The sequence below is a fragment of the Glutamicibacter sp. NPDC087673 genome, from assembly GCF_044743255.1.
In the GTDB taxonomy this organism is placed as follows: domain Bacteria; phylum Actinomycetota; class Actinomycetes; order Actinomycetales; family Micrococcaceae; genus Glutamicibacter.
In genome coordinates, this window is record NZ_JBIUWB010000004.1 from 271,747 (window position 1) to 290,126 (window position 18,380).

Here is an 18,380-nt window from a genome sequence, read left to right on the forward strand (position 1 = left end):
GCGGCGATCAGGCGTTCGGGCTTTCCCCGGTCCCGGCGCCGCGGCGGCGGAGCACCGGTTCGGCCGTGCCGGTGCCGCAGCCCGAGGAGGCGCTGCCGCAGGCCGGGGAAGCAACGGAGGTGCAGCACGATCCGCTGCACCCGCTGGCCCCGGCGTTGCCCGCATCCTCCGGCTGGCGCGAAGCATGGCCGGCGGCTTCGCGCAGCGTCCTGGCCAGCTGCGCCGGGTCCTGGCCTTCTTGGCCCAGCACCACGAACCCCGCGTCGGCAATCATCGCCAGGTCGGCTTTCGCATCCTGCCCTTCGCTGGTCAGATAGTCGCCGAGAAACAGCGAATTGGCCACTTCCAGGGCATTGGCCTGCAAGGAACGCAGGTGCATTTCGCGTCCGCCGGCCATCCGGATTTCCTTGTCCGGGCAGGCTAGCCGCACTACGGCCAGGATCCGCAGGCAGGCGCGCGGGGTCAGGTTCCAGGTGCCTTCCAGCGGAGAGCCGTCGAAAGGCATCAAGAAGTTCACCGGAATGGAATCGGCCTCCAGCGCGCGCAAGGCGAAGATCGCCTCGACCAGCTGCTCAGGAGTTTCGCCCAGTCCAACGATGAGCCCCGAGCAGGGGGAGAGGCCGGCGGACCTGGACTGCTGGACGGTGGAGACGCGCTCGGCGAAGCTGTGGGTGCTGCAGATTTCCGGGTAGAGGGACTCGGCCGTATTCAGGTTGTGGTTGTAGGCGTCGGCGCCGGCCTCCTTGAGCCGCTGGGCCTGCCCCTGCTTCAGGATACCGATGCAGGCGCAGACCTCGACCTGCGGATGCTCTTCCTTGAGTGCGCCGATCATGGCCGCGACGCGTTCCACATCGCGGTCTGTGGGCCCCTTGCCGGAGGCGACCATGCAGACCCGCGAGGCGCCGCCGGCGATGCCCAGTCCTGCCTGGCGCACCGCTTCGCCGGGCTTGAGCCAGGTGTATTTCAGGATTTCGGCCTTGGAACCCAGGCGCTGGGAACAGTAGGTGCAGTCCTCGGGGCACAAGCCGGACTTCAGGTTGACCAGGTAGTTGACCTTCACGGTGTTGCCGAAATGCTTGCGCCGCAGCACCCCGGCCGCACTAACCAGCGCCGACGTCTGCGCGTCGCTGATGGCCAGCAGCCCGAGGGCCTCTGCTGCGGTGAGCTGGTGGCCAGCGGAGATGCGTGCGGCTAGCTCGGTGAAATCTGCGGTGTCGGTGCGCTGCGCGGGGATGCTCATGGGTTCCTTCGCCTGGTTGGATGGCTGCCTGCCAAGGTGCAGCCATTCTTGAACGGTGTTCAATTGCTGGCACCAATGTACACGAAAAGCCCCCGACTTGAACAATGTTCAAGCCGGGGGCTTGCGCTGCTTTCCACAGCAGTTGCAGACGGCGCGCGTCCCGTGCCGCGCGCCCGCCGCTCAGCTGGAGGTCTTGCTCCGGTAGATCCGCGTGGCCAGCGCCCAAGCCAGGATCAAGATGCCTGCCAGCCAGGCCAGGGCGATCCAGAGCTCGGAACCCACGGGTTCTTGCGACAGCAGGGCGCGCAGCGAATCGACGATAGCAGTGATCGGCTGGTACTCGGCGAACCAGGCCACCGGCCCGGGCATTGACTCGGTGGGAACGAACGCCGAGGAAATGAAGGGCAGGAAGATCAGCGGGTAGCTGAAGGCGCTGGCGCCATCCACCGATTTCGCGCTCAAGCCGGCAAGCACCGCTACCCAGGTCAGGCTCAGGGTCACCAGGCACAGCAGCGCGAGCACGGCGATCCACGCTGCCATGGAGGCGGAGGGGCGGAAGCCCATGGCCAGGGCGACCCCCAGTACCAGCGCCAGGGACAGGAGGTTCGCCGCCAACGAGGTCGCCACATGGCTCCAGAGCACGCTGGAGCGGGAGATCGGCATGGAGTGCAGGCGCTGCACCAGCCCATCGCGCAGGTCCAGGAACAGCCGGTAGGAGGTGTAGGCGACCCCGGAGGCGATGGTGATGACCAGGATCCCGGGCAGCAGGTAGTTGATATACGGCCCGGTGGCGCTGGTGCCGATAGCCCCGCCGAAAACGTAGGTGAACAGCAGCATCATGGCCACCGGGGTGATGGCCGTGGTGATGATGGTGTCGGGGCTGCGGACAACGTGGCGCATCGAGCGCCCGGTGAGGATTCTGGTTTCCCGCAGTGCCGCGATGCTCATGGCTTGCTCCCTTCGGTTCGCTGGTGGTGGCCGATCAGTTCCAGGAAGATCTCCTCCAGGCTCGGCCGCTTGGCCACCAGCTCGGTGGTGGCCGGCGGCAGCAGGGCCTGGAGTTCGGCCAGCGTACCCTGGTGGATGATGGTGCCCTCGTGGAGGATGGCGATTTGATCGGCCAGGTGCTCTGCTTCATCCAGGTACTGGGTGGTGAGCAGGATCGTGGTGCCGGACTCGGCCAAGTCGCGGATCACCTGCCAGGTCTCGCGGCGCGATTGGGGATCCAGTCCCGTGGTCGGCTCATCGAGCAGGAGCACCGGCGGGTTGCCGGCCAGTCCCATGGCGATATCAAGGCGCCTGCGCATCCCGCCGGAGTAGGTTCCTGCGGGCCGGTCCGCTGCGTCGCAGAGGTTGAAGCGCTCCAGCAAGCCGTTGGCGATGGACCGCGGATTCTCCAAGCGGAGCAGCCGCGCGATCAGCAGCAAGTTTTCGCGCCCGGTCAGGACCTCGTCCACTGCGGCGAATTGCCCGGTCAGGCCCAGTGACCGGCGGGCCTGGACCGGGTTCTCGCGCACTGCAGCTCCGCAGACCCGGGCGGTTCCCGCATCGGCGGGAAGGAGGGTGGCCAGGATCCGCACCAGCGTCGTCTTGCCGGCGCCATTGGAACCGAGCAAGGCGAAGATGCTGCCGGGCTGCACGGTGAAGTCCAGTCCGCGCAGCACGGGCAGCTTCTTGAATGACTTGACCAGTCCGGTGACCTCGATGGCCGGTTCCGGGGCCAATGCGGTATTCATGTCATTGCTCCTTCGATTCGTTCTCTGCTTCGGAAATGGTGTCGGCCAGGCGGGTGCGTTCCTTGTCGGTCCAGCGCTTGCCCCCGTAGGCATGGGCGAAGTCATCGGCGAATTCCGCCGGGTCCTGGCCAAGCAGTTCGCGCAGCGCGGTGCCGTTGGCGGCTGCTCCTTCGAAGAGGTCGGCCAGGTCCGAATACATGGAGATCATCGTTTCGGCGTCGGTGACCCCGCTCTGGTTCAGCAGGTAGCGCTGCACTCCTGCAGCGGCCTTGGCATAGGGCTGGGGCAGGGCCTTGAGGCGTGCCATGCTCTGCTTGTACTGCTTCTTCTGCTCCAGTGAGCCGGTGAAAGTTTCAATCCATTTGGCGACCATGATTAGTGCCCTTTCTGCGGGGTGCTCGGGTGGGGGAGGTTGTTGATGCGGGAGACGAGCAGGTTCCAGGTGGTCCAGAAGTCGTCGAGCTGCTGCTTGCCGCTGGGGTTGAGGGTGAAGACCTTGCGGGGAGGCCCCTTTTCGGACGGGACTTTCTCCACCGAGACGAGGCCTTTCTGCTCGATGCGCACCAGCAGCGCGTAGATGGTCCCCTCGGCCAGATCGGTGAAGCCGCGTTCGCGCAGTTCCGTGGTGATCTCGTATCCGTAGGCCGGGCGTTCGGCCAGGATCGCCAGGACGATCCCTTCCAAGGTGCCTTTGAGCATCTCGGTCATCTGTGTGGCCATGGTGCACCCCTCTCTACTTAGTATCATTGAGTACAAGTAGATAGTAAAACTAAGTAGCGGTATTTAGCAATGCTTAGTACCAAGATTTTCCAGATATTTTTCGGGGCCGCGGAGAACCGCCATTTGACCAGTGGCAAGATGGGGCAACCGGAAATCCGGTATGCTCCTGGAAGCTGAGCCGGTACTGGATCTATGGGGATGAGGCGCCATGAAGGATGCGAGATGGCATTGGGAGCTGGTCCATGCCGAGCGTGCGCGGTTGGCAGGATTGCTGGGCAGCTTGGCTCCGGAGCAGTGGAACGCCCCATCGCTATGCGCGAACTGGCAGATCCGCGATGTGGCGGCGCACCTGGCGGCCGCCGGATCCACTTCGACCGCCCGCTGGCTGGTGAATATGGCTCGTTCCGGATTCAACGCCGACCGGCACAACGAGCGGCTGCTGCGCTTGCAGCTTGGGGACGGCGCCCGGCAAACGTTGGATAATTTCAATCGTTCTGCCAGCAAGTCCATTGCCCCGCTGAACTCGGTGACCGGTTTGCTGGGCGAAGTGGTAGTGCACGGGCAGGACATCGCCCAGGCGCTCGATCTGATCCTGCGGCCTGAACCCACGGCACTGCGAGCGGTGGCAGGATTCTTCGCCTCCAAGGACTTCGCAGTCAATAGCAGCACCCTGGTCAAGGGGTTGCGGATGTCGGCGGCGGACGACGCTTTCAGTTGCGGGAACGGTCCCGAGGTGCATGGCGAATTGCTGGATCTGGTCCTGGCGATGGCCGGAAGGGAACAGGTCCTCCCGCGGCTTCAGGGCGCAGGGGTCGGCGAGCTGGCACGCAGGATCACGGCACAGTCGCGGAAATAGCAAGCATCGCGCCGCACGATGACTGTACGGCGCGATGCTGGGGGAGCTGGCAAATCAGCCAGCGGGAATGAGAGCGGTTGCCAGCGGGTTCTCCAGATCGCCTGCGTAGAGCAGGCCTCCGGACTGGTCGGCGAGATCCAGCATCTGCTGGTTGTTGCGCAACTGCAGGCGGTTCAAGCACGACAGCGGGAAGTTCTGCGCGAAAAGTCCCAGCTGATCAAAGCGTTCAGCGAACTGCGGATGCTGCCCGCGATAATCCAGCAGCCGTTGAGCTACGGTCTTCCAGAAATCTGCTTCGGAAAGCAGTTCTTCGGCATCCAGCAGCGGCGCGAGGAAGCGGAAGAACGAATCAAAGACATCCGTGAAGACCGACAAAACCGGATCTCCACCGGTGCGTACCCGGCGAATCTCCTCCGGGAGTTCCACCCGGTCCGAGAGCACGGCAATCTCTTCGCCCAGATCCTTGAGCAGGACCTTCTTCACAGCACCGTTCTCAAGCACCATGATCACGTTTTCGCCATGCGGCATGAACACCAAATCATAGGCAGCCAGGCAATGCACCAGCGGAATGAGGTAGGCATCGAGGTAACGGCTAAGCCAGTCGGCCGGTGCTAGCCCGCTGCGGCGAATGAGGGCGCCGGCAAAGGACCTGCCGGAAGCATCGACATGCAATAGGCTGGCCATCGTAGCCAACTTTTCTTCCGGGCCCAGCAGGCTGATCGGGGACTCCCGCCACAGCGCAGCCAGCATCTTCCGCTGCGGATCGCTCTTGCCGGTGGCTGCTTCGAACTGCGGGTTGCGGTAGCCTACGGTCGCAATTTCACGCAGCAGGGCGACCGGCTGGGTCGAGAGCACCGGGTCCTTTGCGAACAGCTCGCCCAACCACTGGTTGATCGCGGGAGTCACCTTCATGTACTCGGCACTGAGCCCGCGCATGAACCCCATATTCAAGATCGACATTGCCGTCTTGACGTAGTGGCGTTCCGGGTTGGACAGGTTGAAGAAGGTGCGGATCGACTGCTGCGCCTGGTACTCGTCAAAACTGGTGCCCAGCCAGATCAATTGCTTGCGGGCAATATCATTGGCGAACGTGATCGACAGGCGGTTCTCCCATTGCCAAGGGTGTACCGGAATGAAGATGTAGTCCCCGGCTGCATAGCCGGTGCCGAACAAGGAGGCCTCCAGAGCCGCATCCAAGCGCTGGCGCTCGGCTGGATCCAGCTCGGTGGCCAGCAGCCCTTCGTAATCCAGCGAATCCACGGCATCGAATTGTGCTCGGGACTTGTGGGCGGCAGCCCAGCCAAGGTGCAGGGCGGAACCGGTTTCGGGGGCGTACCTCAGGTAGTCGGTGCGCCCGATGCCCATTCTTCCGTTGTTGGCTATGAAGCACGGGTGGCCCTCGGTCATGGAAGATTCGATGAGCTGGAAGGACTGTGCGGCTGTGCCGTCGAACCGCGCCAGCTGCGCTGAATTATGGGTTGCATGAACCTGCTTGTAGCAGTGGCTGGCCAGCGTGGACGAGAGCTCTTCAAGGTAGGTGGGCAGCTGCACCGGGGAAAGCGTGAGTTCCTGGCAGAAGTGGGTGATGAACTCAATGGCGTCCACCTCTGCCTGCTGCCAGCTGCCGTCAACGAAGTGGTGGTGTTCCACGGACTGCGGTGAAACCAACCAGTGGTTCAGCTGGTACCGCTGGGCGCTGAAGCTGTAGCGGTGGGCATCTTTCTGGACTGAGTAGCGGTTTTCTCCATGGCCGGCAGGCTCCAGGAGGCGCTCATGCGAAAATTCGCCCAGGGCTTTGGCCAAGACATGGCGATTGGCGATGTCCCAACGTGCAGGGGAGAGGAATGAGGATTCCAAGCCGCGGCCGGTAGCGGTTTCGAAGTCCTGGCGAGTGCAGATGGACAGCAGCGCCTGCTTGAATGAGCCGTCTGCTTCGGAGAGCTCCACTGGACGTACCGGGCGGAAGCCAACGCGGGCATTCAGGGCATGGACGGCTTTGTTGCGCAGGTCAGGTTCCACGATGATTCGTTCGGTTCCGGGCAGGGCGAAAGCCTGGACCATGGCCGAGGAGAGAGCTTCGAGGGTGAACCCAGGCTGCGGCTCGGTGGCTGCCGGAGCCAGGAAGTGCAGTCCACGGTCGCCACGGACGTAGTTGTACGCATCGGCAAGTGGCGATGCTGCTGGGTCATAGAGCTCGACAAGGAATTTCTCGTCCCCTGATGCGTCAATGCCGAAGAGGACTTCGTAGCCTGAGATGCCAAGCAATGTGCGGTATTCTGCTTCGATTTCCATTTCGGTTGCGTTGGCCATGCCCCAGAAGGAGGCATGCGCGGTGGCAAGCCACGAATGCAGCAGCGCAGTATCCCCGGGCAACGTCACGGAACGGAAAGTGTAGTTGGTCATCGGAAGTTCCTTAGGCTCGTGCGCTGGCATTGGCGGAAGTGGGCAAGCCGCTGAGTTCGGCGGCGCCGAATCGCTGGAAAGCGATCCGTCGCTCGACCGGGTAGACCTCGCGTCCAGCCAAGCGGTTGATAATTACTGAATTGCGGTAGGCTCCCATGCCCAGATCCGGAGCGGTGAAGCCGTGGGTGTGCAGTTCAGCGTTCTGCACGAAGATGTCCTGGTCCAACCCGATGGAATATTCGCGATCTACATTGAAGCGGCCATCGGGAAGGTAATCGATGCGTTGGCTGATGCCTTGCAAGAAGTCCGGAGTGCCTGCGCGGTAGCCGGTTGCCATGACAAGGTGGTCGGCGAGGAATTCCAGGTCTTCACCGGTGCGTTCATGGCGCAAGCTGATGGCCAGGTGATCCGTGTCAGCGCCGATGCTCGTGGCCGCGCAGCCGGTACGCAGGTGCACTTTCGCTGCGCCATTGACGCTTCGCTGGTAGAGCTCTTCGTGGATTTCGTTGATCAAGTCCGCGTTGATCCCCTTGTAGAGCCCCTTTTGCTCTGCTGACAGGACATCCCGCTGATCCATGGGCAGGGCATGGAAGTGGTCGATGTATTCCGGAGATGTCATCTCCAAAGTGAGCTTGGTGTATTCCAGCGGGAAGTAGCGTTCTGAACGCGTTGCCCACACCAGATGATCCTCTTCTGGCAAGCTGCGCAGAAGATCCAAGAAGATTTCTGCGGCGCTCTGGCCGCTGCCGAGCACAGCAGTTACTTTCGGGCCGGAACCTGCGGTCCGGGAGGATAGGAGTTTCTCGCGGTGGAAGGCGTAGTCGCTTGAGTGCACCACGTTGCCGGTGGCTTGTGCTTCCGTGGTGAGAACCGGCGGCAGATAAGGCTGGGATCCGGTGCCCAGCACCAACTTGTCTGCGGTGAATCGGGTCAATCCTGCGGCAGTGAGCACCGACAACAGGTAGACCCCGTCGTGGTATTCGGCTTCGAGCACCCGGTGCCCGAATCGTACGCTTTGAATATTTTCTGCGGCCCACGCCAGGTAGTTGGAATACTCCTCGCGCAAGGCGTAGAAGTCTTCGCGGATATAGAACGGGTAAAGCCGCTGTTTTTCCTTGAGATAGTTCAAGAACGAATGCTTGCTGGTCGGGTCCGCCATGGTCACCAGATCTGCCATGAAGGGAACCTGGAGATGGGTTCCGGGAAGCATCATGCCAGGGTGCCAGACGAACTTCTCTCCGGCTTCCAGAACTGCAACGTGCAGATCATCCAATCCATCGGCCAAGGCGGCAAAACCCAGATTGAAAGGGCCAGCGCCAATAGCGATGACGTCAAAGTGCTCGGTAGGTTCAATCATTTCTTCTCTCCAAGGGTGCGTTCGGCCAGCAGTCCGGAACCAATCCGGCAGATAGCGTCGAGGATCTCGCTGATATCGGCCAGGGTCGTATTCGGATTGAGCAGCGTCAGTTTCAGCAGGCGTTTGCCTTTGACCGTGGTGGCGGCGATCATCGCTTCGCCGCTGGCATAGAGGCGTTGGCGGATCTGGTTGGCCAAGGCATTGTGCTCGTCCAGTTCCAGTGGGTGCTGTGGATCTTCAAAGGAGAAGACCAGCGTGCTCAGCTGCACGTCGGCTGCCATCCGAAGCTGGGCGCGCATGGCAACTTCCTGTTGAGCGTCCTCTGCCAAGGCGATGACCTGGTCGAACATGGCACCCAAACGGCTGGCCCCCAAAGAGCGCAACGTGACCCACAGCTTCAGCGCATCGAAGCGCCGTGTGGTCTGCAGGGACTTCGAGACCTGGTTGGGGGTGGACTCGGCCTCCGCACGCGGGTTCAGGTACTCGGCATAGTGGGCGATGGATTCCAAGGAGGCTGCCGAGCGGACCACCAAGGCGCTGGAGCCGATGGGCTGGAAGAAGGACTTGTGGTAATCCACAGTGACCGAGTCGGCCAATTCAATGCCGTCCAACCGGTGGCGGTGGGAGTTGGAGACGAGCAGGCCGCAACCGTATGCGGCATCCACATGGAACCACGCGCCTACTTCTGTGGCGATAGCACTTAGCTGGGGCAACGGATCGATGGCCCCGAAGTCGGTATTCCCGCTGGTGGCGGAGATGGCCATGGGCACCAAACCGGCGGCGAGGTCTGCGTCCAGGCGCACGCGCAATGCATGCGCATCCATGCGGTGCTGGGCGTCTGTAGGGATCGCCACGGCCGCGTCGTAGCCCAGGCCAAGGAGCATCGCGGCGTTGCGAATCGAGAAGTGCGCATCTTCCGAGCAATAGATCCGCAGATTAGCCAGCCGTTCAGGCAAGGTGCCCCGCAGCTTTGCGGTAGCGGTGTTTCGTGCGATCAGCATGGCCTGAAGGTTGGATTGAGTTCCGCCAGAGGTAAAGATTCCGTCGGCCTGCCCGGTCCCGAAGCCGATCAGATCGGCGGTGAAATCGATGAGCTTGCGCTCGATCAGTGTTGCTCCAGCGCTCTGGTCAAAAGTGTCCATCGAGGTGTTGATGCTCGTGACGAAGTTCTCGGCGACCACCGCAGGGATCACGACGGGGCAGTTCAAGTGCGCCGCGTACTTCGGGTCGTGGAAGTAGACCGCGTCGTTGAAATACAACTCATTCAGCTCGGTGAACGAGTCCTGGGTTGAACCCAACGGACTATGCAGGTCGACCAGGTCGATGCGTTCCTGCAACTGCTGCGGAGTCGGTCCGGTCGTCGGCGCGTTCACCGATGCCAATCGGTGGGCCACGCGTGAAATGGCTTCACGCGACTCGTTTTCGTAGACACGGGCGGTGTCTGCGCAGAGCAACGAATCATCGTAGATCGGCAGTGGTAGATCAGGCATTTGCAGGGTAGGCAGTGAGGCACCCAAAAGCATGCTCCTCAGATAGAGACAATCAATAGTTGGTCAGGCTCACCTAACAAGAATCTATTAACAACACACTTCAATTAGTTAATGCAAGCCGAGTAATTCACTCTCTCCGCCAGGAGAAAAGTTTCTACATTTTCCTGCGGGTGGCGCCCGGCTGTGATAAGTTACCCGCTGACCTGCATCTGAGCGAGGCTGAAGTTGGACCCCTGTGAAGTTGAAGTGGAGAGAACTTCTCGACTTCCAATGTCCCGGAATTATCACTAATCGTTTGATTGCAATTTCAAGCTAGAACTGTATGATCAAACAGTTAGAGCAAGGGAGGGCAAGTGGCCACGGCAAGCCCAGGAAAAGTCCAGCGATCCCAGCGTCTGCTCCTCGGGTCGAACGCAACGGACGCGGCAGGACGCTCACTTTCTGATATCACGATTGATCTGCTGTTCGTGGGTACCCTTGGCGCAACTGCCATGCAGATGGGAGTGCTCAATGCGCTTGGTTCCCTTTCCTTTGTGCTCGCGAGCATCCCCGCGGGCCATTTGGTCGACAAGTATTCCGCGTTGCGGGTCCTGCGCATCGGTCTCGGGTCCAAGCTTTTCCTGCTGGGGTGCCTAGCGGCGCTGTCCTTCGCCGAGGAGCTAACGATCCCGCTGGGGATGCTGTTGTGCGCATTGCTCGGCTTCTGCAATGTTTTTTCCGAAACGTCCCAAACCACTGCCGTTCCACAGCTCATCGGAGATGAGCCTGAAGTCCGAGCGGCGAGCATTAGCAAGCTGATCGCCTCGCTGGGAGCTGTGGACCAGTCAATGACCGTGATTGTCCCGGCCTTGGCGGGAACCGGCTTCGCGCTGTGGGGAGCGCCAGCGCTGCTGAGCATCTCGACGGCTCTGGGCCTGCTGGCAATGCTGATGGCGCTGCAGGTGCGTTCCTCTCGCCTGTCGCAAGGCCCTGGCCGCCGCCCCGGGCCGTCGACCGAAAAGGGCGGCATCCTGGCTGGCCTCAGGTATCTGGCCCGGCACCGCCTGCTCTTGGCAATTACCGTTGCAGTGATGTTCTCCAACTTGGGGCTGGCCATCGGGTCATCGGTGGAAGCGATCTTCATTATCAACGAGCTCGGCTTTGGCGAATTCGGGTACGGCCTTTTCGCCTCGGTGAGTGGTGTTGGCGGGCTAATTGGAGCTGCTATCGCAGGAACGCTGGCTGGAAAATTCGCTCCGGCAACCTTGCTGATCTACACCGGTTCGATGCAGGCAGTTTTGGCGGGCTGCGTATTGGCCGCGGCTTATGCAACCGAAATGTGGTCCATGGCGCTGCTGGGAATTTTCGCGCTGGGATGGGGAATCGTCGTGCTGCTCTTCAACATTGCTGCCTCGTCCTGGATTGTGCAGATCGTTCCGGAGCAGCTGCTGGGCCGGGTCCTAAGTGCACGCCGGTTATTCACCTTTGGAGTCGTACCCGTTGGCGGATTGGCGGGCGGCGCATTGGCCAGCGCGTGGGGGATTACCGCTGGACTGCTTGCCTGGGTCGTTGCCGCAACCCTCTCGGTTATTAGCTACCTAGTGATGCGCGGCCCCGCAAGCCGTTAGGCTGGAAAGCATACGCACCACGAAGTAAAGGCAACCGCGCACGTGAAACTCGTTATCGACGCTCGATACACCCGCATCACCCACCATGATGGCATTAGCCGGTATACCGCCGGGTTGATCGAGGCCGCCAGCAAGCTTGCCGAGGTCACGATGCTGGTCAACGACACCAGGCAGCTGGCAATGCTCCCCGATGTTCCGTATCTGAAGATTTCCGGCCCCACGAGCGTGCTCGAGCCATTCGTGGCCCTGCAGATCAACAAGCTCAAGCCGGATGTCGTGTTCTCGCCCATGCAGACCATCGGATCGTTGGGGCGGAAATATCCCTTGGTCTTGACCCTGCATGATTTGATCTACTACTCGCATCCGCATGCACCGAAGTTCCTGCCTGCTCCGATTCGCGCTGGATGGTTCTTGTTCCATCAGGTCTACTGGCCGCAGCGGATGCTCCTGAATCGTGCCGACGCGGTGGCTACCGTTTCCAACACCACAGCCGAACTCATGCGCAGACATCGACTGACCAAGAAGCATATTGGACTGGTGTCCAACGCCCCCACCGGAAATTTTGCTCGTCGAGACCAAGCGAAGCGCCCCAAGAAGACCTTGGTCTATATGGGTTCCTTCATGGAATACAAGAACGTCGAGACACTCATCCGCGGTATGGCGCACCTGCCGGACTATGAGCTGCACCTGCTAAGCGGGATCAACGAGCAGCGTCATGCTGAATTATCCAAGCTCATCCCCTCGCAATCCACAGTGGTATTCCACCGCGGTGTCAGCGATGAGGAATACGAGCGGCTGCTCAGCGAATGCACTGCCTTGGTAACCCTTTCGCGAGAAGAAGGCTACGGGCTTCCCCTGGTCGAAGCGATGAGCATGGGAACTCCGGTGATTGCCACCGATATGCCGATTTTCAGGGAAGTCGCGGATGACGCCGCGCTGTACGCTTCGGCAGATGATGCACAAGGCTTCGCGGACCAAGTACGCACTTTGGATGAGCAGGCTACCTGGAGACAGTATTCGCAACGCGCCGTGGAACGAGCCGGGCACTACTCATGGGAACAATCAGCGCAGCAGCTGCTGGATTTGGCCAGATATGCGGCAGATCACAGAAAGTAGTTTGCTGCTGCTTGGTGGATAAGCATCCGGTCTCGCCCGGAAAATGGCGGAATTTCGGGGCAGGGAACGCATGCTCCGCAACGGGAACTTCCGATTTGAAAACGGCACTTGGCCAGTGCTAAAGTATTACTCGTTGCATTCCTCCATAGCTCAATTGGCAGAGCATTCGACTGTTAATCGAAGGGTTACTGGTTCAAGTCCAGTTGGAGGAGCCAAAGAAACCTCCCAGCTCCGCAAGTAGCTGGGAGGTTTTGTTTTACCCAAAAGCGGTCGTTGCCATGCGCAAATTCGAAGTGAAAACCCAACAACACCCGAACCTCCTATAACCACAGGTGATTAGACGATAGACTTTCGAATCGTTAACAGTTACACCCACAGCATGAGATAAATGCAGTGGGTTTTACGCCTGAAGACTGAGTCGTATGCGGCAACCGGGGTGTTAGCGTTTGATGTACCGGTTGCTGAGCGATCGAGAATATGGAGAAACCATGTCTGAAGCTGAATCGACGCAAGCTGACGAAAGCCTTAAGTCGAGTGTCAAGAGTGCTAAGACGCAGGTTGATGGTCTCAAGGAGCTTGTTCCACAACAGCTCTCGGACGAGATCAAACTCGCGACTACGGTACTCAAAGGCAAGGGAATCAGCATTGGCATGGCGGCGGCGCTCGCCGGAGCTGCACTGCTCGTAGTGCTGCTCTTCGTCATTGCTGTTGTAGTTACCTTGGTCAATGTATTGGCTCTCTGGTTGCCCGGTTGGGCAGCCGCATTGATCGTTGCAGGATTCTTCTTGCTGATTGCTGCCATCTTGGGATTGGTTGGATATGCCAAGGTCAAGAAGGCACTGCCGCTGAAACCGGAAGCAGCTATTCGCGGACTCCGCCACGACTTGGGCGTGCTCAAGGACGGCAGCGCCTTCGATGTCAGCACTCTTGATGAGCCGCTGAAGAAGAAGTCGGCTGAGGATGACGAGAAGGCTGAAAAGAAGAAGGAACCGAAGCCTCCGGCACCGAGTGCCGATGAGCTGATCCTTCGCACCAAGCGTCGCCGTCGCCAGATCCAGGCTCTGCGTGACAACCTGGGCGAGAGCGTGCAAGCGCCACTGGCCAAGATCGACAAGATTCGTTCGTTCACCCAGGGAGCTGGGGAAAAGTTCTCCGGAGCAGCTGCCAAGGCGAAGGGATTCGTTCGCCCTTCCTCGTCTTCGTCTTCCGAAGACCAATCGGAGGCTGACAGAGCCGGCTCAAACCGCTTAGAGCAGGCACGACCGTATATCGTGATGGCAGGTTCCGGGCTGGCGCTGGTGGCTGTTGTCCGCGCATTGTTCAAGCGCTCCTAGGTCTTTCGCCGACGGGGCCAGGCATTAGCCGTACCAAGCGTGCGCGTGCCCCGTCGTATGAAAACTTAGGCTAGAAAGGCACTGACATGGTTTGGATCGCTATTGCAGCGGCACTATGCAGTGCCTTTTGTCTTGCCTTTGGAGCGCACTTCCAATCGCAGGCAGTCCGCAGTGCTGTTGGCGGTCTGGACCTGACAATTAAGAATGTCGGGAAGCTGGCCCGCAATAAACGCTGGATGAGCGGACTGGGGCTGATGGCTCTTGGCATGGCCTTGAATGTTTTCGCGCTAGCCAGCGCGCCCTTGACGGTGGTGCAGCCAATTGGTGCCATTGCATTGGTGATCACTGCGATGGTCAATGCCAAGGAAACCGACCTGACGATGAATCGTCCCACCGTATTGGCGATCATCAGCTGCATGGTGGGTTCGGTTGGCTTCGTGCTTCTGGCCGTCACGGCCACTAGCAGCAACCAGGAGGTAAACGACTACGAAGCGCACTTGATTGAAATGATCTTGGCGGTAGTCGTTGCCATCGTGGGATTGGCCACCATCTTCTTCCACAAGAAGCTCGGTGCGTTCTTCTTCATCCTCGGTGCTGGCGTTCTATTCGGATTCGTCGCCGTACTGGTTCGAACCATTGCAATCGCCGTGATGAATATCGGCGACGGCAGCTTTGTCCAGCTGCCTTGGCTGGCTGGCCTAGCGGTAGTTGTAGCTGGCCTTCTCGGCTCGTATTTTGTGCAAAAGGCCTACTCAAAGGGACCTCCTGACCTTGTCATCGCAGGGTTGACGGTGATTGACCCAATAATTGGCATTGCCATTGGAATCGGCATCCTCGGGGAGCTGCGTCCTGATGTTCCGGTACTGGTCACCGTGCTGATGCTGGTGGCTGCTGGTTTGGCTATCGTCGGTGTGACCGCACTGTCCAGACATCACCCGGATGTTATTGAACGCCGGAACCAGTCTGAAGCAGAAAAATCCATGCCTGATTCCAAATAGACTGAAGCTGCAGATTTTAATAGAAACTACAACGCGTGTGAACGCCGAAGGATGCTCGTGGCCAAGGAAAAACCGCTGACCATCGTCATTGCTGCTGACACTTATCCGCCAGACGTCAACGGTGCAGCGATGTTTTGCTACCGGTTGGCTACTGCGATGCATGCACGCGGCCACCGGGTGCATGTGCTGGCGGCCCGTGGAGATAAGGGCAAGACCTACACCGAGATCCGTGATGAAGCAATTGTGCATCGTCTGGAATCGCATTCGGTACCTACCCACGAGTACTTCCGCATCGTGTTCCCGTGGGAAGTCAATCGGCAGATCAGCAAGCTGCTCTCGGATATCAAGCCCGATGTAGTCCACGCCCAGAGCCACTATATGATTGGCCAGCGCACGATCGGATGGGCTCGCAAGAACAAGGTTCGTTCCATCGCCACGAACCACTTCATGCCGGAAAACCTTGACCCCTTCCTGCCTTTCCCGCAGTGGTTCAAGCGAATTGTCGCGCAGAATTCGTGGAGAGACATGGGGAAGATCTTTGGGCGGGCAGACGCCGTCACGACCCCGACTCCACTGGCGGCCAAGGCAATGCGTGAGCGTGCCAAACTGAACCGGGTGCTTCCGCTGTCTAACGGGATCGAGATCGGCAACTACGAGCTGGCGGCAGGGGAAGAAATCATTAAAAACGAGTTCCCCACGATCTTGTTCGCAGGCCGTCTTGCCGTTGAGAAGAACATCAATGAACTCATCGAGGCATTGCCTTTAATGAGCCAGGTGCCGGATGCCATCATTGAAATTGTTGGCGGGGGAGAGCAACGCGCTCACTTGGAGAAGATCGCCGACGAATTGCAGCTGCGAGACCGTGTCCGTTTCCTTGGGCATGTAAGTGATGAACAACTGCGCCAGGCCTACCTGCGTTGCGATGTGTTCTGCCAACCAGGCACGGCCGAACTGCAGTCATTGGTAACCCTGGAAGCACTCTCGGCTTCCAAACCCGTCGTTCTGGCCAACGCGATGGCCCTGCCGCACCTGGTAGACGAAGGCATCAATGGTTACATGTTCACGCCGGGAGACCGGCAGGATCTGGCCAACAAGCTAGACCAGGTTCTTGCCTTGGATGGGCAGCGCCGTGCCAAGATGGGTGAAGCCGGGCACGAAAAGGTGAAGAACCACGCGCAGGAAAAGACAATGAACTCCTTCGAAGCCCTTTACCGCGGCCACGAAGTTTCCACCCATTAATAGGTTCATCGTCATCGGGTGCGTCAAGTCGGTGTTTCGGCTAGTGATGCCCTAGAATATTTCGAGTGTGGTTACGCCGCTTCGGCGATGGGCCCATGTGGGGAGTTAGCTCAGTTGGTTAGAGCAGGGGACTCATAATCCCTTGGTCATGGGTTCAAGTCCCATACTCCCTACCAAACAAGATCGTCCAGCAGCTTATGCAAAAAAGCTGCTGGACGATTTTTCGTTCCGGGGTCTGGAAACTGGAAGAAGCCAGTTCCCGGCCCATTGCGCGGTGCCAACTTGCAACTCTCATGGCAGTCCAAGGAACAGGCCACGCGGCTGCGCGGCATGGAGCTCTCGCCAGGGGCAAGAACACGCAGAGGATCCGGTCTGCAAGACCCGCGACAGTAACCGTGGCTCTTCATGGTGCACCCCTGGGAGCCTTCACGGTCATTCGTGCAGCGGCAAGAGTATTGATGGACGCATGTCGCGGATCAGCAACACCGGGTCAATGTATTCTCCTTCGAGCCGCACGCCCCAGTGAATGCATCGGCCCGAGCAGTGCGCCCCGGTTGCTACCTGTCCCACCTTCGCGCCAGCCTCGACCCAATCGCCCACCGAGACTCCGGCGGCTACCGGTTCGATGCTGGTCTTGAATCCGGAACCGTGGTCGATGACCAGCACGGGTCGATCCACGATCACTGAAGCGAAGGCGACTTGGCCGCGCTGGGGCGCGAAGACCGAGTCTCCGGAGCTGGCAGCCAAATCCACGCCGCGATGACCGGGAAGCCAATTCTCCTCCGGCTTATCGAAGGGCTCCAGAATTTCCGGTTCGCCAGCTAGCGGCCAACGCCAGCCGTTGCCGGCGGCGAGTGCAGCTTGTGCTTGGACTGGTTGTGGCGCCGCAGTCAGGGGCGAGGCCGGAGGACCACTGAAGGCCAGCAGCAAAACCTGCAGCCCGGCGACTAGATAATTGGATTTCATCCTCTCAGGATGGACCCAATAGCCGGATCTTGAGCAGTTGGAAGAGCGAATTGTGGGCAAGCGAATGGGCTGCAGATCACCGATATCGCCGTGTAAAGCGTTGAGTTCTCTGTAGTACACTTGAAACAGCAGTGTCCTGTCACAGGTGTGTCCAAAACTGGGTGCGTCGGGCAGGGGATTGACTTCGCGTATGAGTATCCACAGCTTCATGAGCTGTGGCCTGAGGTTCCAGTGGTCCGAGAGAATCGGTGGACCGAAGGCGAGATGCCAAGCATCTATCGGTATTCATGCTAGGGCGGATATCCACAATGGCTATCTGCATCAACCCGAACAAACAAGAGCAGTTACCGCGGGCGCATGCGCGCCCGGTCCGCCACTGCTGAAAGGAGTTGCGACATGCCAGTCGTAACCATGCGAGAGCTGCTTGACAGCGGCGTCCACTTCGGCCACCAGACCCGTCGCTGGAACCCAAAGATGAAGCGCTTCATTTTCACCGAGCGCAACGGCATCTACATCATCGACCTGCAGCAGTCGCTGTCGTTCATCGACCGCGCTTACGAGTTCGTCAAGCAGACCGTTGCCCACGGCGGCACCGTACTGTTCGTCGGTACCAAGAAGCAGGCTCAGGAATCGATCGCCGAGCAGGCTAACCGCGTTGGCCAGCCATACGTGAACCAGCGTTGGCTCGGCGGTATGCTGACCAACTTCCAGACCGTCTCCAAGCGCGTTCAGCGCATGAAGGAACTGGAAGAGATCAACTTCGAGGACGTTGCTGGCTCCGGTCACACCAAGAAGGAACTGCTGCTGCTGAAGCGCGAGCTGACCAAGCTGCAGAACAACCTCGGTGGTATCCGTAACCTGACCCGCACCCCTTCCGCTATCTGGATCGTTGACACCAAGAAGGAACACTTGGCTATCGACGAAGCGCAGAAGCTGGGCATCCCAGTTGTGGCCATCCTGGACACCAACTGCGATCCGGACGAAGTTACCTACCCAATCCCAGGCAACGACGACGCAATCCGCTCCGTCAACCTGCTGACCCGCGTTGTTGCTGACGCTGTGGCCGAAGGCCTCATCGCCAAGAACAACAAGGCTGCCGGCAAGACCGAGGGTGCTGCTGAGCCAATGGCTGAGTGGGAGCGCGAGCTGCTTGAGGGCGAGAAGGCCAAGGCCGAAGCTCCAGCTGCAGAAGCTGCAACTGAAGCACCAGCTGCAGACGATGCAACTGAGGCACCAGAAGCCAAGTAGTCACCTCGGTGACTCCAGAAGTTTGCCTGGGCCCACTAGCGTGTAGCTCGGGGTGAACTTCACCAAGTCT

16 protein-coding genes and 2 tRNA genes are annotated in these 18,380 nt (G+C 59.8%); 9 read left to right on the forward strand and 9 right to left on the reverse strand.

The window, feature by feature from the left end:
• Window positions 1-7 precede the first annotated feature (7 nt).
• From bioB to ACIOTL_RS11470, 5 genes are all read right to left on the reverse strand, one after another.
• A complete protein-coding gene (gene bioB / locus ACIOTL_RS11450; protein WP_400342734.1) occupies window positions 8-1,240 on the reverse strand; it encodes a biotin synthase BioB in 1,233 nt (410 codons plus the stop codon).
• A gap of 180 nt (window positions 1,241-1,420) precedes the next feature.
• On the reverse strand, window positions 1,421-2,188 hold the full coding sequence (locus tag ACIOTL_RS11455) for an ABC transporter permease (protein ID WP_400342736.1): 768 nt from the start codon (window positions 2,186-2,188) through the stop codon (window positions 1,421-1,423).
• Window positions 2,185-2,976, reverse strand: a complete 792-nt coding sequence (locus tag ACIOTL_RS11460) for an ABC transporter ATP-binding protein (RefSeq protein ID WP_400342738.1) — start codon at window positions 2,974-2,976, stop codon at window positions 2,185-2,187. Before ACIOTL_RS11460 ends, ACIOTL_RS11455 begins: the two co-directional genes overlap by 4 nt.
• A 1-nt stretch (window position 2,977) precedes the next feature.
• Window positions 2,978-3,349: a DUF1048 domain-containing protein gene (locus ACIOTL_RS11465; protein WP_400342740.1), complete on the reverse strand. Its 372-nt coding sequence runs from the start codon at window positions 3,347-3,349 to the stop codon at window positions 2,978-2,980.
• A 2-nt stretch (window positions 3,350-3,351) separates the two neighbouring features.
• Window positions 3,352-3,696 (reverse strand): PadR family transcriptional regulator, encoded by a 345-nt coding sequence (locus ACIOTL_RS11470; protein ID WP_105661795.1) that lies wholly within the window; start codon window positions 3,694-3,696, stop codon window positions 3,352-3,354.
• Between the two features lie 208 nt (window positions 3,697-3,904).
• On the opposite strand from ACIOTL_RS11470, the gene ACIOTL_RS11475 reads away from it, so the two are divergent.
• On the forward strand, window positions 3,905-4,552 hold the full coding sequence (locus tag ACIOTL_RS11475) for a maleylpyruvate isomerase family mycothiol-dependent enzyme (RefSeq protein WP_400342742.1): 648 nt from the start codon (window positions 3,905-3,907) through the stop codon (window positions 4,550-4,552).
• Between the two features lie 54 nt (window positions 4,553-4,606).
• Here the strand turns inward: ACIOTL_RS11475 and ACIOTL_RS11480 are convergent, their stop codons facing one another.
• From ACIOTL_RS11480 to ACIOTL_RS11490, 3 genes are read right to left on the reverse strand one after another with little or no spacing between them, the layout of a single operon-like run.
• Entirely contained in the window at window positions 4,607-6,955 is a 2,349-nt protein-coding gene (locus ACIOTL_RS11480; protein WP_400342744.1) for a GNAT family N-acetyltransferase, read from the reverse strand.
• Window positions 6,956-6,965: 10 nt separating this feature from the next.
• Window positions 6,966-8,312 carry a lysine N(6)-hydroxylase/L-ornithine N(5)-oxygenase family protein gene (locus tag ACIOTL_RS11485; RefSeq protein WP_400342746.1) on the reverse strand — a complete coding sequence of 449 codons (1,347 nt, stop codon included), beginning with the start codon at window positions 8,310-8,312 and terminating at the stop codon, window positions 6,966-6,968.
• The gene (locus ACIOTL_RS11490) at window positions 8,309-9,802 is read right to left on the reverse strand and encodes an aspartate aminotransferase family protein (protein WP_105661913.1); all 1,494 of its coding nucleotides are present in this window, start codon (window positions 9,800-9,802) and stop codon (window positions 8,309-8,311) included. The genes ACIOTL_RS11485 and ACIOTL_RS11490 overlap by 4 nt, the downstream gene beginning before the upstream one ends.
• Before the next feature lie 353 nt (window positions 9,803-10,155).
• Between ACIOTL_RS11490 and ACIOTL_RS11495 the strand changes: the two genes are divergently transcribed.
• The 7 genes from ACIOTL_RS11495 to ACIOTL_RS11525 all read left to right on the forward strand — a co-directional run bounded on the left by ACIOTL_RS11495 (window position 10,156) and on the right by ACIOTL_RS11525 (window position 16,272).
• On the forward strand, window positions 10,156-11,409 hold the full coding sequence (locus ACIOTL_RS11495) for an MFS transporter (RefSeq protein ID WP_400342747.1): 1,254 nt from the start codon (window positions 10,156-10,158) through the stop codon (window positions 11,407-11,409).
• A 42-nt stretch (window positions 11,410-11,451) separates the two neighbouring features.
• Window positions 11,452-12,525 carry a glycosyltransferase family 4 protein gene (locus ACIOTL_RS11500; protein ID WP_400342749.1) on the forward strand — a complete coding sequence of 358 codons (1,074 nt, stop codon included), beginning with the start codon at window positions 11,452-11,454 and terminating at the stop codon, window positions 12,523-12,525.
• Between the two features lie 139 nt (window positions 12,526-12,664).
• Window positions 12,665-12,740 (forward strand) — tRNA-Asn (locus ACIOTL_RS11505).
• 273 nt (window positions 12,741-13,013) lie between these two features.
• A complete protein-coding gene (locus ACIOTL_RS11510) occupies window positions 13,014-13,859 on the forward strand; it encodes a phage holin family protein (protein ID WP_400342751.1) in 846 nt (281 codons plus the stop codon).
• 86 nt (window positions 13,860-13,945) lie between these two features.
• Window positions 13,946-14,857 (forward strand): DMT family transporter, encoded by a 912-nt coding sequence (locus ACIOTL_RS11515; protein WP_105657236.1) that lies wholly within the window; start codon window positions 13,946-13,948, stop codon window positions 14,855-14,857.
• A 51-nt stretch (window positions 14,858-14,908) separates the two neighbouring features.
• Window positions 14,909-16,096 carry a glycosyltransferase gene (locus ACIOTL_RS11520; RefSeq protein WP_105657237.1) on the forward strand — a complete coding sequence of 396 codons (1,188 nt, stop codon included), beginning with the start codon at window positions 14,909-14,911 and terminating at the stop codon, window positions 16,094-16,096.
• Between the two features lie 99 nt (window positions 16,097-16,195).
• Window positions 16,196-16,272 (forward strand) — tRNA-Ile (locus ACIOTL_RS11525).
• A gap of 256 nt (window positions 16,273-16,528) precedes the next feature.
• Here ACIOTL_RS11525 and ACIOTL_RS11530 read toward each other — a convergent pair.
• Window positions 16,529-17,062, reverse strand: coding sequence for a M23 family metallopeptidase (locus ACIOTL_RS11530; protein ID WP_400342753.1), 534 nt, complete (start codon window positions 17,060-17,062; stop codon window positions 16,529-16,531).
• Window positions 17,063-17,458: 396 nt separating this feature from the next.
• Between ACIOTL_RS11530 and rpsB the strand changes: the two genes are divergently transcribed.
• On the forward strand, window positions 17,459-18,310 hold the full coding sequence (rpsB, locus tag ACIOTL_RS11535) for a 30S ribosomal protein S2 (protein WP_105661810.1): 852 nt from the start codon (window positions 17,459-17,461) through the stop codon (window positions 18,308-18,310).
• Window positions 18,311-18,380 lie beyond the last annotated feature (70 nt).

What these genes read in the sequence shown, in the direction of transcription:
- bioB (WP_400342734.1), bottom strand. Translation starts at nt 1,240, where the DNA reads ATGAGCATCCCCGCGCAGCGCACCGACACCGCAGATTTCACCGAGCTA.
- ACIOTL_RS11455 (WP_400342736.1), bottom strand. Translation starts at nt 2,188, where the DNA reads ATGAGCATCGCGGCACTGCGGGAAACCAGAATCCTCACCGGGCGCTCG.
- ACIOTL_RS11460 (WP_400342738.1), bottom strand. Translation starts at nt 2,976, where the DNA reads ATGAATACCGCATTGGCCCCGGAACCGGCCATCGAGGTCACCGGACTG.
- ACIOTL_RS11465 (WP_400342740.1), bottom strand. Translation starts at nt 3,349, where the DNA reads ATGGTCGCCAAATGGATTGAAACTTTCACCGGCTCACTGGAGCAGAAG.
- ACIOTL_RS11470 (WP_105661795.1), bottom strand. Translation starts at nt 3,696, where the DNA reads ATGGCCACACAGATGACCGAGATGCTCAAAGGCACCTTGGAAGGGATC.
- ACIOTL_RS11475 (WP_400342742.1), top strand. Translation starts at nt 3,905, where the DNA reads ATGAAGGATGCGAGATGGCATTGGGAGCTGGTCCATGCCGAGCGTGCG.
- ACIOTL_RS11480 (WP_400342744.1), bottom strand. Translation starts at nt 6,955, where the DNA reads ATGACCAACTACACTTTCCGTTCCGTGACGTTGCCCGGGGATACTGCG.
- ACIOTL_RS11485 (WP_400342746.1), bottom strand. Translation starts at nt 8,312, where the DNA reads ATGATTGAACCTACCGAGCACTTTGACGTCATCGCTATTGGCGCTGGC.
- ACIOTL_RS11490 (WP_105661913.1), bottom strand. Translation starts at nt 9,802, where the DNA reads ATGCCTGATCTACCACTGCCGATCTACGATGATTCGTTGCTCTGCGCA.
- ACIOTL_RS11510 (WP_400342751.1), top strand. Translation starts at nt 13,014, where the DNA reads ATGTCTGAAGCTGAATCGACGCAAGCTGACGAAAGCCTTAAGTCGAGT.
- ACIOTL_RS11515 (WP_105657236.1), top strand. Translation starts at nt 13,946, where the DNA reads ATGGTTTGGATCGCTATTGCAGCGGCACTATGCAGTGCCTTTTGTCTT.
- ACIOTL_RS11520 (WP_105657237.1), top strand. Translation starts at nt 14,909, where the DNA reads ATGCTCGTGGCCAAGGAAAAACCGCTGACCATCGTCATTGCTGCTGAC.
- ACIOTL_RS11530 (WP_400342753.1), bottom strand. Translation starts at nt 17,062, where the DNA reads ATGAAATCCAATTATCTAGTCGCCGGGCTGCAGGTTTTGCTGCTGGCC.
- rpsB (WP_105661810.1), top strand. Translation starts at nt 17,459, where the DNA reads ATGCCAGTCGTAACCATGCGAGAGCTGCTTGACAGCGGCGTCCACTTC.